This window comes from Microbulbifer thermotolerans (assembly GCF_900112305.1).
Taxonomy (GTDB): domain Bacteria; phylum Pseudomonadota; class Gammaproteobacteria; order Pseudomonadales; family Cellvibrionaceae; genus Microbulbifer; species Microbulbifer thermotolerans.
Window position 1 is genome coordinate 423,217 of the sequence record NZ_FOKT01000003.1, and the last position, 17,354, is coordinate 440,570.

9 protein-coding genes are annotated in these 17,354 nt (G+C 49.7%); all 9 read right to left on the reverse strand.

Annotated features, from left to right (window positions below):
• Positions 1-122 precede the first annotated feature (122 nt).
• The 9 genes from BM155_RS06945 to BM155_RS06990 all read right to left on the reverse strand — a co-directional run bounded on the left by BM155_RS06945 (position 123) and on the right by BM155_RS06990 (position 17,213).
• Positions 123-2,357, reverse strand: coding sequence for a polysaccharide lyase family 7 protein (locus tag BM155_RS06945; protein WP_254773146.1), 2,235 nt, complete (start codon positions 2,355-2,357; stop codon positions 123-125).
• 1,787 nt (positions 2,358-4,144) lie between these two features.
• Positions 4,145-5,956, reverse strand: a complete 1,812-nt coding sequence (locus tag BM155_RS06955; protein WP_231902423.1) for a polysaccharide lyase family 7 protein — start codon at positions 5,954-5,956, stop codon at positions 4,145-4,147.
• Positions 5,957-6,146: 190 nt separating this feature from the next.
• On the reverse strand, positions 6,147-9,038 hold the full coding sequence (locus BM155_RS06960; RefSeq protein WP_074901923.1) for a TonB-dependent receptor: 2,892 nt from the start codon (positions 9,036-9,038) through the stop codon (positions 6,147-6,149).
• A gap of 149 nt (positions 9,039-9,187) precedes the next feature.
• Complete coding sequence (locus tag BM155_RS06965; RefSeq protein WP_067149993.1) at positions 9,188-10,156, reverse strand: sugar kinase; 969 nt, start codon at positions 10,154-10,156, stop codon at positions 9,188-9,190.
• A gap of 47 nt (positions 10,157-10,203) precedes the next feature.
• Entirely contained in the window at positions 10,204-10,953 is a 750-nt protein-coding gene (locus BM155_RS06970; RefSeq protein WP_074901926.1) for an SDR family NAD(P)-dependent oxidoreductase, read from the reverse strand.
• A 58-nt stretch (positions 10,954-11,011) separates the two neighbouring features.
• Positions 11,012-12,310, reverse strand: a complete 1,299-nt coding sequence (locus BM155_RS06975; protein ID WP_067149999.1) for an MFS transporter — start codon at positions 12,308-12,310, stop codon at positions 11,012-11,014.
• Positions 12,311-12,325: 15 nt separating this feature from the next.
• Entirely contained in the window at positions 12,326-12,667 is a 342-nt protein-coding gene (locus tag BM155_RS06980) for a cupin domain-containing protein (protein WP_067150001.1), read from the reverse strand.
• A gap of 11 nt (positions 12,668-12,678) precedes the next feature.
• Entirely contained in the window at positions 12,679-14,847 is a 2,169-nt protein-coding gene (locus BM155_RS06985; protein WP_074901929.1) for a heparinase II/III domain-containing protein, read from the reverse strand.
• 95 nt (positions 14,848-14,942) lie between these two features.
• Positions 14,943-17,213 (reverse strand): polysaccharide lyase 6 family protein, encoded by a 2,271-nt coding sequence (locus tag BM155_RS06990; protein WP_083421109.1) that lies wholly within the window; start codon positions 17,211-17,213, stop codon positions 14,943-14,945.
• Positions 17,214-17,354: the final 141 nt, after the last annotated feature.

Below are 17,354 nucleotides of genomic sequence, written 5' to 3' on the forward strand. Positions count from 1 at the left end.
TTCTAGTACAGATCATCAGCTACTGCGTAAAAAAGGCCTGCTCAGCAAAACCAAAATAGTCAATGGCGGATGCAAGAGCAGGCCTAGAACTCAAAAAGAGTTATTGGGGGTTACAATTTACCTCAGTAGTCGTAACCATCGTGACTGTTTTCCAGCGAGTAGAATGTCGCCTGGACATAGTCATCGTCATCACCGGTGTTGTTTTGGTTGTAAACACCGGCTTTGAAGTACTGATACTGGTCTTCAGTATCATAGCCACTATCACTCATATCAACTTCCTGAACGACATCTTCCTTGCCATCGCGGGAGATGGTGACAGTGAGTGTATTGCCGACAACTTTAACTTCGTAGCTGAATATTTCATTCAACGCGATACCATCGGCTGGATCAGAAGCGTCGTCGGAACGGCTTCCGATCATTTCATACCATTGATCACTACCACCATTGGGTTCGTGAGCAATGTAGATTGAGCCTTTGGTATTGTCGGGCAGTTTGCGATAGTAGATTCGCAGCGGTTCGTCATCATTGGCGTGAATCTGACCGATGATAACGCGCCCTACCTGGCTGCTTTCGCCGGTGGTGGTGACATGGTTGACTGCGAGTGTTGCCCGCAATACGCCATCTACACCACCTGCAGCTTCCCGCGCTTCGGCAGGTGCACTACCAAATACCCAGTTGTTTTTATTGACACCTTGAGTATCAATACTGGTATCTCCACGGCGCAGCATTTCCCGCAATTCAGTCCGTGTATAGGAGGTACCGCTTGAGGTTTTGTAACCATCGATCGGGCAGCGGAATACCATACCGCCATCACTTGCGGTGTAGAAGTAGCTACTATTTTCGTAGCCTCCGCTCAATGCCCCTTCTTTAATGGAGTCCGCTTTCCCGTTACCGTCGTCATCGGTGGGAATACTCAGATACCAGTCTTCCAGCTCAAAATTACTGCCAGGCGGCAGAGACGGGTCTAGGTTTGAGAAGCCACCACTGCTCGAGCTTGAACTGGAGCTAGAGCCACCGCCAGAGCTAGAGCTGGAGCTGGAGCTGGAGCTGGATCTGGAACTGGAACTGGAACTGGAACTGGAACTGGAACTGGAACTGGAGCTTTCTTCTGAACCATCTCCACACCCAATTACGTCAAACTCGAGTATGCTGTTCCAGCTGTCATAGCTATTGCCACTTCCAGTAAGGCGGACGTAACGCGCAGTAGTATCGGCAACATCATAGAATTCCATATCGGAACTGGTACCAGACGACTGACCGCCGTTCAGTACCGTGGTCCAATTGATGTTGTCTATGGAAGTTTCTATATAGAAATAATTTTTGCGCTGGTCGCCGTTGTACCAAGCAATATCAACGCCTTCCACGGTCTTTTCAGTACCGAGATCAAGAGTAATCCACTTGACTCCTTGAGAAGACCAACGGGACTCATCGGCCAAACTGCCATCCAACACATTTTCTGGGTCATGTCCGTCGTTCGTGTCGTCGTCGTATGCGTCTACAATGGTGAGACTGGAAGTAGAAGCACAACTACCGGAACTAGAGACTTCCTCTAAGGAAAACTCGTCAAACCGTCCATCGCTTCCGTCGTATTCGCCGAAGATGGTTATGGTTTGAGCACTGCCGCTATTGAACTGAACAGTTTCAGCTTCCCAGTTGGAGTTGGAGACACTTTTTTCGTAGGTGCTTCCATTCGCCTCAACGCCAAGGATTCCATCGCCAAGGATGTAAGCAGTTAACTTATAGTCAGTGTAGGGCTGAACAGCAACGTTTTGCTCAAAGCGTCCGTTACTGCCATTGACTTTAGCCGATTTGCTGCCTTTGTAAGAGATATCTGAAATAGCCGATGCACCGCTTGAAGACCAGTTATCCCAATCGTTTTCAAAACCGGCATTTTCAATAGAAGTGCTAGAGCTGGATATTTTCTCTAGCGCAAAGTCGTCAAATCGGACATCACCATCAGTATAGGCACCGAAAACGGTAATTGTCTGAGAGCTGCCGGTGTTGAACTCTACAGTTACAAGCTCCCAGTCTGAGTTGGAAACTTCCTTGCTGTATACATTTCCGTTTGACTCAACTCCGACAGAGCCTTCGCCAAACACATAAACAGTGAGGCGATAGTTAGAGTTAGCGTCTACAGTTACTTCTTGCTCGAAGTAACCGTTGCTGCCATTAATTTTTGCCGATTTACTGCCACTATAGGCTATATCGGAAATAGCGGAAGACCCGCTAGAAGTCCAGCTATCCCAGCCGTTTTCGAAGCTGGAATTTTGGATAGATGCATGGGCATGGGCCATGCATAAGCTAAACAAAGCTGCACAGCTTATCGTCGTTGCTGGTGTATATTTTGAGTTTTTCATCAAACCCTCTTCTCTATTTTATGGTTGAGATTTTCTGTCACAGATACCGCATCGTGACAGATTATTTGGGTTGCAAAACTTCTATCACCACTAGAAGAACAGCAACAACCCAATAACGATGGCTGAGATAATTATCGAAATTTCTGATACCGATAAATATCAGCCAAAATCTAGGTAATCTATTGCTTTTTCTGTACAGTTAATAATCGCGCACAAAATTGATGCACGCGGATTTTGGAAAGCAGTTTTTGTGAAAGTGTTAGGCATATATCAATAGGAAAATATATTTGAACACCCATTAACTATTCGACGTTGTCGTTCAGACACATTGTTGTTGGGGGAAAATCATCGAGGGAGTCTCCGATTAACTCTAAAGAGTGCTGAAAGCACTCAGGAAATAGGATAGATTTTTCGAAAACGCACAACAGGTCCTAGTAGCATCCTCCGGATGCTCCCCTTAATCGGATGATTTCGAAAGATCTATCCCATAACCAGATCTTGAATTCCGTTTGATGCCAGGAGATGAATTAAGCAGAGATTCCTCTGTTTTCAGTTAAAGTACTTGTGAATTACTATGTCTGATGCTGAAAATATCGATTGAACGACAAATAAAACTTGATTAACTTTTCCACGCTTATATTCCCGTAATAGGATTTATATTTACCAATAGGTAAAGGTTCCAATCATTTGAAAAATGATTGGAGGATTCTGCTCATTTGTGATCACGCTTATCCGGACTGTGCGCTTATCAATGCATTAGTAGGCAGCAAAGCAACGCTGTATGATATTGCCGCGCCCCAAAAAAAAGCATTCATTGCAGGTAAAATTCAACTGATATTCATTTTTCCTGAAAAAAATACGAGTTAATTATCAGTCGGTAAAAATGAAGCAAGATATGGTTTGGACCGCATATTTTTGTTGGCTCATGACAACTAGAATGTTTCTTATCTATATCTGATTCTGTGCGCCTTTGATAGAGTCTAATTTCTGTTTTGCCAACCATTTCTCTATCTCTTCTCGCTCATAGAGAAAAATTTTTCACAATTTTCACATTTTTAAATAATTCCAATTTTCCTGTTTTGTAGCTGATTTAAAGTGAAATTTTGATGCCTTATATGACCGATAATTCACGGTTTTTCGTGCTTTAAGTTGCTCAAATTTTTCAGAAAAAGATGTAACGAATTCGGTCTGCCAGTATGTGTTAGACGCAGAGGGCTAATCGGCATAGAGATGTAATAATTTGTCCGGTTTTTTGTGTTTCATTCCCATTTCCGAAGAATCGATGCCCCAATTTAAAGCAATGCATCCTTCAGGCAGAAGCATGAATGCAGGCGGTCATTGAATAATTCACAGAGGAAGTGCAGTGGGTTTTCTGACGCGTAACTGAAGGGGTAGGATTCTCATCCGAAGTCAGAGAATTTAACCAGTAAGGAAGTGGATTAACCAGAGGTTCCATTGATAGAGAGCGTATCCCCCATATGACAGGGAGGTAAAAGCAGGGATTTCCTTGCTCTATGGTCCATACATATAGATAGCCAAAGCTCTAATGACAAAGTAGTCCAGTAGGAGAAAGCAGCCGTATGGAGAAGTATTTGTATCTGCAGAAGAAAGTGTGGATGACTGATAAAGCAACAATTTGCTTATTTTATGAATCCGATACGGTTGTCCGTCATCTTTGAGAAGGCTCGATGCCCAAAAATGGCCCACGCTGTTACAAATATTAAATTAATTCCTTGTAACAGCGCAGGCCGCGATGCGATCGCTAAGTTAAGGTTGCCCTAGTTAAATCAGTAGGGATAGCCGTCGTGACTATTTTCCAGAGCGTAAAATGTCGCCTGGACATAGTCATCGTCATCGCCTGTATTATTTTGGTTATACACACCGGCCTTGAAGTATTGGTATTGATCCGAGCTATCGTAGCCGCTATCACTCATGTCGACACTCTTAACGACATCGTCTTTGCCATCGCGAGAAATGGTGACGGTGAGCGTATTACCTACCACTTTAATTTCATAACTGAACACTTCGTTCAACGCGATACCATCAGCGGGATCCGAGGCACTGCTGGAGCGGCTGCCGATCATTTCATACCACTGATCGCTGCCACCTTCAGGCTCATGGGCAAAATAGATCGAGCCCTTAGAGTTACCCGGCAACTTGCGGTAGTAGAGGCGCAGCGGTTCGTCATCATTAGCGTGTATCTGCCCGATGATAACGCGACCGACCTGACTGCTGTCACCTGTGGTGGTAACGTGGTTGACTGCTAGCGTCGCGCGCAAAACACCATCCACGCCACCGGCTGCGTTACGGGCGGATGAAGGTGCACTACCAAATACCCAGTTGTTTTTGTTGACGCCCTGGGTATCGATACTGGTATCGCCCCGGCGCAGCATTTCCCGTAGTTCGGTACGGGTGTAAGAGGTGTTGGTGGAGGTCTTATAGCCAGCGATGGGGCAACGGAATACCATGCCGCCGTCACTTGCAGTGTAGAAATAACTGCTGTTCTCGTATCCGCCGCTCAACTCGTTTTCCTTGATGGAGTCGGCTTTACCGTTGCCATCGTTATCGGTGGGAATGCTCAAGTACCAATCCACCAGCTCGAAGTTGCCGGACGGCGGCAGAGTCGGGTCGAGGTTTCCGCTACCACTAGAGCTTCCGCCTGAGCTGCCGCCAGAACTGGAACCGCCGCCAGAACTGGAACCGCCGCCGGAGCTGGAACCTCCATCTGAGCCATCGCCGCAACCGATAACATCGAACTCGAGGATGCTGTTCCAGCTATTGGCGCTGTTGCCGGTGCCAGTGAGGCGCACATAGCGGGCTTCGATATTGGAAACATCATAGTGCTCCATGTCGGCGCTGGTACCACTGGACTGACCGCCGCTCAACACAGTGGTCCAGTTGCTGTTGTCAGTGGAGGTTTCAATATAGAAATAGCTGATACGCTGGTCACCCTTGTACCAAGCGATATCCACTCCTTCCACATTTTTTACGCTACCGAGATCGAGAGTTATCCACTTCACTCCTTCGGATGACCAGCGGGATTCATCCGCGAGGCTGCCGTCCAGTACATTAGCGGGGCCGTGACCATCATTAGTGCCGTCGTCGTATGCTGCGGAAACGGAAAGATTGCTACCAGACTGGCAGCTTCCGGAGTCACCCAACGCCTCGAGAGTAAAATTATCAAACCGGCCTTCACCACCATTATAGGCCCCAAACACAGTGACGCTTTGCGCGCTACCACTGTTAAACTCCACATTGACCGCCTGCCAGTTTGAACTGGAAACATCCGCATCATAGGTAGTGCCGTTTACGACAGCGCCCACAGTTCCATCGCCATTGACATAAGCGGTTAGCCGATAATTAGTTCCGGTTTGGACGGATACCTGTTGCTCAAAGCGGCCGCCACTGCCGGTGATTTTGGCAGATTTGCTCCCACTATAGGCAACGCCGGAAATTGCGGATGGGTCTGAATCCGTCCAATTATCCCAGTCACTTTCAAACCCGGGATTTTGAATGGAAGCATTGGCGGCGGCCATGTAAACACTCAAGAAAGCCGCGCAACCGATCGTCATCGCTGGGGTTGCTTTAAAGCGTTTCATAAAACCCTCATTTTTTCATTGTTTTGAGGTGAGTTTGTCTGCTACGAATAAGGCCTGCAGCAGGGTTTAATTGGGCCGCAGTAGATTCCGCTAAAACTAAAACGCGAACTGAAGCCCAGGGAAAACGGCTGATATGCTTTTCGATAAAGCAGACCTCGAAAGCTTTCAGCCGTTATTCGAAAAGCCAGATTCAGAACCGGGCACGAAGACCGAAAGCGTAGCGGCGATCCGTTTCCATAATCTGAAATACCGTTCCGTTGGCTCCTGTGTTGATGGTCGGCTCAGCAGTGAGGTTGGTGATGTGGGCAACCAGAGTGATGTGGTCGCCAATATCATAGGTGGCGGAAAGATCCAGTTGTTGCAGATCCTCGCGGTAATCGTTGCCCAACGTCGGATCTTCTGGATCTGCACCGACGCTGACACCGAGTGGGCGTACACGCTTGGTGTCGTTATTATCTAAAAAGCGGTCTCGGAAAGTGTAAGCCAGCCGGATACCAAGCCCCTCATATTCATAGTAGAGCTGAGCATTGAAGGTATCTTTCGATATGTCCTCCAGTGGTACACCGTCCGGATCCTCACTGTCGGAGTAGGTATAGTTGGCACTCAGTCCAAGGCCGGACCAAAAGCCTGGGAGAAAATCAAAGGATTGTTGGTAACCCAGCTCGAAACCTTGAACCTTCCCTTGTTCACCATTGGTAACAAAGTCTGTTTCAATTCCCATTTCTTCAATAGGCGTGTCGGCATCGGCATATTGAATGGGACCATCGACATTCCACAGACAAATTTTTTCGTAGTCATCAGTGTTACTGAGGGTACGAACGATTTCTGGAAGATTTGCACATTCTGAAGTGGTTTTGAGAAAAGAAGCCACGTCTTTATAAAAAACCGCTGCGGAGAGCATATTGCCTTCACCCCAATAGTGCTCCGCGGAAATATCGTATTGCGTCGCCCGATAGGGCTCTAACTCTGGGTTGCCCCGGTCGGCGGCGATATAAGCGTCTCTGAATTGATAAGCCGGGCTCAATTCATTAAAGTCCGCTCGGCGCATTACCTTGCCAGCCGCAAACCGCAATAAGGTATCTTCTGATAGGTTCCAGGTGACGTTCACGCTGGGCAGGAAATCATCATAGCTAGTGCCATCTGTGACAATTTCATAGAGGCCATCAACGTTCTGATAGGCACTGGATTCGATATCAGTTTTTACATAGCGGCCGCCGATAATTGCGCGTACGTCACCAAAATCCAGATTGGCCTGCAGGTAGAAGGCTGAAGTTTCCTCCGTGATTGCAGAGAAGCCGCTTTCCATATATTCAAGGTTTTCATCGAGGTCGCCCTCGATAGCGTAATTGGTGCCTTCCAAAAGCTGCTTCACAATATTGAAAGTTGCTTCCTGATCTTGCAGTAAACCTACGTCAAAGGCACTAATTGCGGCGAGTTCGTAAGCACCACGTGTACCCGTGTGCTCGAAGGCGTCGTTAAAGTGATAAGTGGTAATAGCGGAAGGGAACAGGGCTGCAATATCCTCCATCCAGATGATATCGGGGTTTCCTTCACTGTCCAGGAGGTTTTTATAGATATTGGTCAAGCGAAACTGGCGTTGATTTTGTTCAAAATCCCGCTCTGTAAAACGGAAGCCGGTTTTTACTGCAGATACCCATTCGAGATCGAAAGGTTCTGTGTACTCGAAATCCAGCCGGAATGCGTCCTCCTGATTGGTAATATAAGTGCGGGTGTCTTCGTAGCGGCGGAACGCCTGATTTTGCTGATTGGTAAATACATATCCATCGGTGAAATCGACTACCGGAGCACTGGAAGAGCTATTTTCAAAGATAACCGGCACATACCATTCATTGGCATCGATGTGCCCGTCGCCTTCCAGTGACTGGTCGATGCCTCTGAAGCGGAATTCGGATTTCGGTTCATAGGTATCCGATTCCGCGGTGGCAAACTCAGCTGAAACCTTCAGATTTTCAGTAAAATTCCATTCACCGCCAAAGGCATGGCTGTAGGAATCCGTATTGCGGAAATTTGAGGCGGACGTCTGAATTGGTAAAACTTCCTCATAGAGAAAGTTTTGTAGCTGGCCATCACTATCTTCATAGGTCTCGCCGGGAATAGTGACCGGCGTTCCGCCAATATGAAGAATGGAGAAGGCCTCCTGATCGCCACTTCTCTCCGTTGCGTTGAGGTCGACATAGAACATGCCCTGGCCAGATGCAGGTGCCCATTGCAAGGCAACATTGAATGCGGTTCGCTCGCGGCGTTCGGTATGTGGATTGTAGGTATGCTCGCGGCCATACACATAGTTGCCACTTGGTGTGTTACTAGCTGCATCGGCGTCGTCGATAACGCCGTCGTTATTGAAGTCGACGGGGCCCACTGCCAATTGAAGGAGTGATTCGTCACGGCTCAGTGTGCGATCCTGATAGGATATCGATGCCATGGCGCCAAATGTACCGGCACTGCCCAAATCCCAGCTGTCACCGAATGAAGTGTTGAAAATCGGGGCCCAATGATCCGCTTTGTCGGCATACTCTCCCTGGATGGATACAGTTGCCAAAGGTGCGTTGAGATCCAAGGGGCGCGCAGTAACAAGGCTGATGGTTCCCCCTAAAGCACCCTCGATCATCTCAGGTGTAGGTGACTTGATAACTTCTACTTTGGAAAGAAAGTCAGCAGGAAAATCCTGAAAATTAATGCCGTTGCGACCATCACCCAGGGTTGAGCGCCCGTTGATCTCAACGCGATTCTGCTTCAGTCCGCGGATGGATACTTCAGATCCAACGCCAAAATCCCGGTTGATCGATACGCCCGTTACCCGCTGCAGGGCTTCGGCGACGTTGTTGTCTGGAAGCTTACCTATATCCTCCGCCACCACCGCATCCACGATGCGATCTTCATTGCGTTTGGCATCCACAGCCGCTTCGAGGCTGTGCCGAATGCCCACCGCAATGACTTCTTCCATCGGAGCGTTTTCTTGCGCGGTGACAGAAGGGATGAGAGTGACACTAGATGCGGTGAGCATCAGCATGCTTATATCTCTCATCAGGCGCTGTTTATTTATTTTTATATTTTGTTTCATCTGACAGTTTCCTCCGCTGATTACAAATTATTCTTATTTGTTCACATCCTTGGGATTGACATCAGACAACCTAACCCCGGTATTTTTTCTGCTTTTACCTCCAGCTGTACCTTAACGGTGATTATTATGCAGTTAGTGTTGGAAAAGGATCATCCAGCTTCCTGCATCCCAGAAGATTCTTCGAAATCCCGCATGGCGGAAACAGGAATAATTGCCCCTTTATGGCGGATTACGACCGCTGCCAACCGGTTACCGTTTTGTGCGGATTCCAGCGTTGTGCCGCCAGAAAGTCGCCGAGCGAGATAGCCGGCATTGAAGGCGTCACCAGCTGCTGTAGTATCCACGGGGACAACCCGCTCACATGCAACTTGCTCTCTTCCGGAAGCTGCTACGATTTCACAGCCTGCCGCACCTTTCTTAAGTACGATTTCCCTAACACCAAATGACTGCAGACGGTCAATCACAGCGTCGGCGTTAGAGTCTCCAAAGAGTTGCTGTTCATCCTCCAGTGTCGGTAAAGCGATGTCTGTAAGGCGGTAGATTCTCTGGTACGCCTGCTGAGTCAAAGACTCTGCGCCCCATAGCTTGGGACGGTAGTTACCGTCGAAAATTACCTTTCCGCCAGCGCGCCGGAAGTCACCCAAAAAATTCAATAGGCATTCACGGGCATAGGGGGAAAAGATCGCAAGAGTAATGCCGGACAAATAGAGTGCGGGAAAGGTTTTAAGCTGATCGAACAAAGCTTGCGCTTCGGCGGGGTTATCGAGCAGCCTACGCGCGGGCGATTTATCCCGCCAGTACAAAAAACGACGCTCGCCGTGTTCGTCTGTTTCAATCAGATACAGTCCCGGCGCCGAATCCTTATGGCGCCGGACCAAAGCGCAGCCAATGCGTTCATGCTGCCACTGTGCGAGCATCCAATCACTGAGGTGATCGTCGCCCAGTGCAGTCACATATTCCACAGGAAAATCCTGCCGCGCCAAATACAGGGCAGTGTTTAAGGTGTCCCCGCCGAACGACAAACCGGCGGGTAGCCGGTTGCCATTCGTGGCTTTGTCGCCAGACAGGAGGTTGATTTCGAGCATGCACTCACCGAGTACAGCCAATTTATTTCCCATAGTTGTATCCGCTAAGTCGTTCCCGAACTAAACGTTCGGGAATCAGATCAGGAGAACAGCAGGCCGCCGTTGATATCTAGATTTGCGCCAGTGATAAACGAAGCTTCTTCCGATGCAAGGTAGGCCACAGCATCGGCGACCTCAGAAGCTCTGCCCTCGCGCTTCAGCGGCGTAGCGTTAGCCACATTGGTTCGCACCTCGTCTTTCGTGAAGGTGTCATGGAAAGTCGTACTGATCATGCCCGGGCACAGGGCATTGACGCGGATATTGCGCGGGCCCAGTTCTTTGGCCATTGCGCGAGTGAAGGTCATAACAGCACCTTTTGACGTGGCGTAAGCAGACGCACCCGGACCGCCACCATCGCGTCCGGCCTGAGAGGCGAGGTTGATGATAGAGCCACCGTCCATGTGCGGGACCACCGCTTTGGTGAGTAGGAAGGTGCTGTTGAGATTGAGCCCGATAACTTGATTGAAGAATACCTCGTCCATTTCTTCCAGGGTTTTACGGGCGACCAGACCACCGGCCACGTTGACCAATATATCGATCGTGGAACCGTAAGTTTCAACGGCTTTCTGCACCAGCCGCGCGACATCGTCCTGGAGGGTCATATCACCTTGGACGATAATGGCCTCGCCGCCAGCTTGCTGAATTTCTCGCAGAGTTTCCTCGGCACTTGCACTGTTGCTGCGATAGTTGATAACAACTTTTGCTCCTTCGGCCGCCAACTTGAGGGAAACGGCTTTACCGATGTCCCGGGCTCCCCCACTGACGATTGCAACTTTGTCTTTTAAGTTCATGTGTACTCCTGCAGATTGATATACAGATAATGCTGTGTGCGCAAAATAACGATGTTGGTTATTCAGGCAGTTGGACTAAATTATTGTTATTGCTCTTTTTGCTCACCGGCTCAATTCGGCCACCAATGAAGAGAACGGAAATCAACATCAGCGGAACCAAAGATGCGCCGAGAATAAAAAATGGTGGGTAATAGGTCCCGTCATTGGTGATCACGGGCACCAGCTGAATTGCGGTGATTACGCTGATTACACCAGCCGCACCGCTGATTCCCGCCAGACTGGCAACACTTTTTCCAGAGAAGTAATCACTGGGCAACGTCTGGATATTGTTGATCGCGGCCTGAAAACCAAACAGGATAATGGTAATCAGTCCAAGAGCTAGAGCAGGAGTATTGGCTACGGTAGTAGCCAACAGTGCCGGAAGCATTAGTGCACCGCCAACGGCTACGGCGAACTTACGAGATTTATTCACAGTCCAGCCACTGCTGATCAATCGGCCGGAAAGCCAGCCACCGAACAGAGCTCCCAATGCGGCACCCACGTAGGGGATCCATGCGGAAGCACCGATAGCTTTTACATCGAAACCGAATTTATCGTTGAGGTATAGCGGCAACCAGGCGACAAACAACCACCAGATCGGCTCTATAAAAAAGCGAGCGCCTATGACACTCCAGCTCTGCCGGTGTGATAGAAGTTCAAAAAAAGTCGGCACATATTCTTCTTCATCATCGCTGCGAGCGGCGATTTGCCCGGAGAGAATCAGCTCGCGCTCTTCGGGGGTAATCCAAGGATGCGCATCGGGACCACTTTTGTAGATAATCAACCAGGGAACCAGCCAGATGAAACCGAATAGTGCGATGACCACAAAGGTGGCTTGCCAACCCAGGAACGCATATAGAAATGCGACAAGCGGAGGAGCAATAATGCTGCCTGCAGAGGCGCCGGCGCCGAAGATTCCCTGGGCCAAGGCCCGTTCCCGCGACGGAAACCATTCAGCATTGGCCTTAGTTGCTCCCGGCCAGTTGCCAGCTTCACTAAAGCCAAGTAGGACCCTGAACACGCTAAAAGACGCAACTGATGTGGCGAGAGCGTGCAGTGCAATGGATATCGACCAGACGACAATGGATAACATAAAGCCGATCCGCGTACCCACGGCATCGAATATACGTCCGAAAACCGCTTGTCCAACGGCATAGGCAACAAGAAAAACGCTCATGATGTTGGCGTAATCATGACTGTCCATGCCGAGGTCGTCGGAAATTCCGGGCCACATCACTGAAATGGCTGTCCGATCGATGTAGTTGATAATGGTAGCGATGGCCACCAGGGACACTATGGTCCAACGTAGGTTTTTCATTATTGTTTTTCCCGTTTACGCTTTGAGAAAATCCTCTCGATGAGGGGTAAATGTATCGATCAAGACACCGGCCTTTCTGCAGACAGCGCCGTGCTCCAGATGCGGCGCTATATAAAAGCTGTCACCCGCACGAAGAATCTGCTTTTGCCCGTCAATCTGTACTTCAAATTCGCCACTCTCTACATAAGTCACCTGAGTGTGGGGATGTTTATGGACATACCCGATGCTGCCCTCTTCGAACCAAACTTTGACCACCATCAGGTTATCGTCGTACCCGAGGATCTGACGCTTTACACCGCCACCGAGATCCTCGACCTCTATTTTTTCCGATAAAACAAACGCATCGCTCGCCGGCATAGAACCTCCAGTCAATTCTCTCTGTCGCTTATCGAGAATAATTCCGCACGTCCGCGGAAGGTGTATTGATTGCCATCGAAATCAAAATGACTGACCGATTTATCGGTGATCCCAGCAGCGTCGTTAAATGCCAGAAGTTGTGTGCTGCCGTCTTTAAGTGCAATCGAAAGTAATTGCAATGTGCCTTCGCGCTTGTGCGTGATTCCTACAATCTGACTTTCGGATTGGGCGGTAAACTCACGGGCTGGATCGTACTCACCATGGGGTTCAAGCACGCCGACGAATGTGTGCGCGCGAGCGTTGGCGAGTCTAGTGAGGAATGCTTTTTCCGAGCGCAGATTGAAATTCGGATCGTTAGCGCCCAACTCGGTAAACAGGATTTCTATATCACCGTCGACCAGACTGGAATAAGTGTAAAAACGTCCGTTGTCATTTAGCCATGTAATCTGTGCAAGACCCTGCTCAGGCTCACCACGACCTCTCAGCCAGAGGTGCTGGTAGCCATTTTTGCTTCCCAGCGCTGATATTTTGTCGGTGTATGCATACAGATTGAAATTGGTATCGATCAGCTGCCCGTTGTAGTGTAGAGGGAGGTCCAGCTGGTGTTTTCTGTCTGCTTGCACATCGAATAGGTCGATCGCGAAGCTCTTTTGATGATCCGGAGTTTGCACCAGAGCCATAGTGCGTTTGAGTGTCACGCCAGGGTAGGCGCTGTCTATGGCGGCGGAGCTTATCTTGACATTATCCCCAGCGTGGAAAAACAGAAGTTCCGGGTGTTTCTGATTGGCAACTTTCAGATTGCCATCGAAATGAGAGCGTTCATCAATGACCAGCGTATTGTGGGCAATGGTTTGTTTCGCGTAGCTTTCGTTTTCGGGCAGATAGCGGCCGCCGTTTTTTGCCTCCACATTGAGAAAACGCGCGGCGCCGTAATCGGTGACCACCTCTGCGCCTGAGTCATAGAATTGCCAGCTCAGTTTGTCGAAGTGGCCGTGACCCATTCCCTGAGCGGTGGGCTTGAAGACCAGGGCCTGATCATCCGGTGCCTGTTGTCGCAGAACCACCAGGGCACCCTGATCGCCTTTCGCACCGTCACGGAACACCCGGGATGTAAAGGGATAGGCGGTTTGTTTGTTTGCATCCAGGTCTTGGGCTACCTTCAGCCCATCGCCAGTCAACAGTGTCTCTCCCTGGCGGCGGGCAATATCCAACAGCCGTGCATCACCGGTTTTTCCATAGGAGATGGCTACACCTAAAACGAGTTCCGGTGTATCTATCCCTTTGTTTTTTATCGCGTCATTGATGGGGAAAAAGCGACCGTTGTAACTGAGCTGAATGGTGCTATCCACCGCCTTCAGGAGTATTCGATCGCGATAGCCAAAGATATCCCGTTCCGGCTGATTGTTGTCTATGGCCTTGGCGAAAGTAACGAACGGCATCAGCGCATAGCGCTGGTAATAGGGGCCTTCCGTGTAGTATCCATCGGGTGAAAACAGTTCGGCCAGTTGCCGTAGAAAGCCGCCTTTACCGGATTTGTCGAGGCCCAGCAAGGCTTTCTCTACCCACTCTGGTTCATCGAGCACATAGCCAGTCATGCCCACGGCTGCGGTAAGCCAGGTCCCATGATTGTGGACTTTATTAAAAGTTGCCGGGGACTCTTCCGATAGAAATCTCGCCACTGGGCGCAGAACGCCATTTTCAATTTTGCGGGCGTCTTCTTTACTGAGTGAGGGCCGGATCAAATCGTATGCCTGTATGGTGTAAACCAGCCACACAGCTTCATTTAGGCTCTGCCAAAACAGTTTACCGGGGTTTTTCGCTCCGGGACGGCGCTTGGGATGCAGCGGCAGATCGGGATACATTTTCGCGTAGGCGAGCAGCATGTCCCTTACCCGGTCGGCGTAGCGTCTTTCCCCGGTGATTTGGTAAAGCACGCCGGCATCGTACATCAGCCGGTAGTTTTTTTTGTGCTGTTCATGGCTGTAGCCGCCACCGGCATCTGTTGGCAAGGGTACGGAAAAAGGTTCGGTTAGAAACGCGTCCACGTCTGCTTTGACAGCAAGAAACGCGGTGCGGAAACGCCCGGGCTGAGAGACTGCACCCTGCATAGCGTCTACATCTGCGGCATTGATCACCAAGTTTGGCGATGTGGCAGACGCAGCCAGGGGGCTCCAGGTCATTGCCACCAGACAGAAAGCACCGGCGATTCCTGCTGTTAATGCTGACAGCGCAAATGTTTTTGGTGTATGAACAGTCGATTTACCAAGAGTCATCACTACTTCACCTGGTTGTTGGCAAGAATGGCTGTATGGGGCCCTTGCGCTACTAATTCTTTAATACGCGGCATTGGTGAAGAGTGGAACTGATTGTCGGCGATACGCGTAATGGGTTCGCCTACCGTGTGTTCGACCAAGATACCTAGGCTATCGGTAAACACATTATCTTGGATATCGGTGACCTGAACACCGTGCAGATAGAGCAGGGCGGCGGTCTTGTTACGCTTGCCCTTGCCAGAGTTCGTAATATTGTTGTTGGAAAAATTTAAATGTGGCCCAAAGGTGCTTTCATCAGTGCCGCCGCGATACAGCTTCAACAGAGCACCGTTGACGTCAGTGAATGTATTACCCGTAACACGTACGTATTCGGCGTTATAGATACCGAGGTCGTCTTGCTCTTTGTCCAGCCGGATGAGGTCTCCGCTGATATTGCGGAACTCACTGTTTTCGATCACAAATTCAGTGGCGAAGGCGCGGCTGCCGGAATCAAAGAAATGGTAGGAGTGATTTACATCGAGATCTTCCACCACACTGTTTTTTAACGAGAAGCGGTAGTTTCTCAACATGCCCCATTTTGCGGTACGGATCAGTGTATTGCCAGCAGCGTCGGGGCTGGCGGATCCGGACAGCGTCAGGCCTTCCAGTGCCAGGCTGCCGCCATTGTGTATTTCGAACAACGTTGGCCTTTCGCCACGGATAATTACCTTGTCAGGACCTTTGCCCAGGATGCGCAAGACTTTGTCAATTTCCAACCGTTTGCGCGCTATATAGGTTCCGGGTTGAAGTTCCAGGGTATCGCCGTCGTGGGCATTTTGAATGGCATTGAACAGCGCGTCCTCTCCGGGTTTTACTTCAATCGTTTTGCCGCTGCCAAATGCGATTACAGGGTCAGTTTTAGGGTACCAGTTAACGCCGGTATCCTCTTTGCGGGTAGGCTGAAGGTCCGGACTTACGCCTTTATTCGATAGCTTGCTATCGACGGGATAAAGCAAACCGTTGTCGGCCCGGTGCAGCTTACCTAGGCCGGTATTGATCCCACCGGATAAGTGTTTGTCCTTGAATCCGTTAGAGACATTTCCGGAAAACCGAATACCGGAAATATCATCGAAAACGGAAAATGGTGAGCGACGGTTCGCACTGTAAAATATATTGTCTGCTACGCGTGAATCTTTGGGAACGGCACTGCGCTCTGTGTCGCTACCCGCAGCGAGATGTATATGCTCTACATTGATAAAGCTGTTATTTTCGATTTTGGCATTAACAACTTGGTGATAACGGTTAATGGGGGAGTTGGGGACACCGTTCATTATGGTTAACCCGCTTCCAAACCGATAACCTTTGAGCCCTTCGAGGTAGTTGTTGCGCACGGTCTGATCGCGATTAATAACGCGAATACCGCCGGTGTGGTCAACGTCATTACCCCAGAAAACGTTGCCTTCGATCAGATTTCCATTTCCGTGCCGCAGCGTCAGGGTGCCGCGTGACTCGTAGAAAGTGTTGTTACGTATTGTGTTTTTACCGGATTTGACCGAGATAATTTCCACCTCTCCGTCGCAGCGGTCGAAGTAGTTATTTTCAACGACTGTGAAAGAATCTGTGAGAGAGTAATGGCTGGTGCCGATACGCAGAGTTTCTCCGCCGTTAGAGCCGAGGATGGGGCGGGGGCCGAAATAGTTATGATCGATGCGGTGGTAATTTTCCCGGCTCGCTTCACTGTCCAGCCGCACAGCGACGGTGACGCCCTTGTTATGTTTTCCCGACAAGTGGCTGTGATCGAGGCGGTTATGCTTGCCGTAAAGGGTCACCCAGTAATCCGTTTCCATCCGGTCAGGTTTGCTGAAATTGTCGATCACCACCTGGGTGACGCGGGAGTGGTTCGCCAGCCGCTCCCGATTCTGCCGAAACGCGATGACTTCACCACTTGGCGAGTAGCCATCTTTAAAGACAAGGCCTGACACCTGTAAATATTCGCCGGCGAGCCGCAGATTGGACTGGCCCGCCAGAATCACTTTTCCGCTGTCTTCCGCCCGCAAGGTGATTGGGTGTTTTTCTGTACCCTCACCGGTAAACAGTATTTCAAAATCCCTCCAAACGCCGTTGGCCAGAACAATAGTGTCTCCCGGCGTTAGGTTTTTGGCCGCGCGAGCGTATTCCCGCTGTGTTTTGACCAGGTATTCCTCCGCATACGCGGGTGCAGTGGGCACGAGGGCGGAGTGGCCGATAAGGAGCGCACTCGAAATGAACAATCTGAGGGGAGCCGGAGTTTGCATAGTCACCTGAAAATTATTTTTGTCCTGTGTTTATGTGGCTATACGCAGTGCACAACCATTTTCTCAATCATCGCGGGCCGTGAGGCTAAACGGCAGACTAAATTGGACAGAATTTATTGTCAACCAATCTGGCAGACCAAA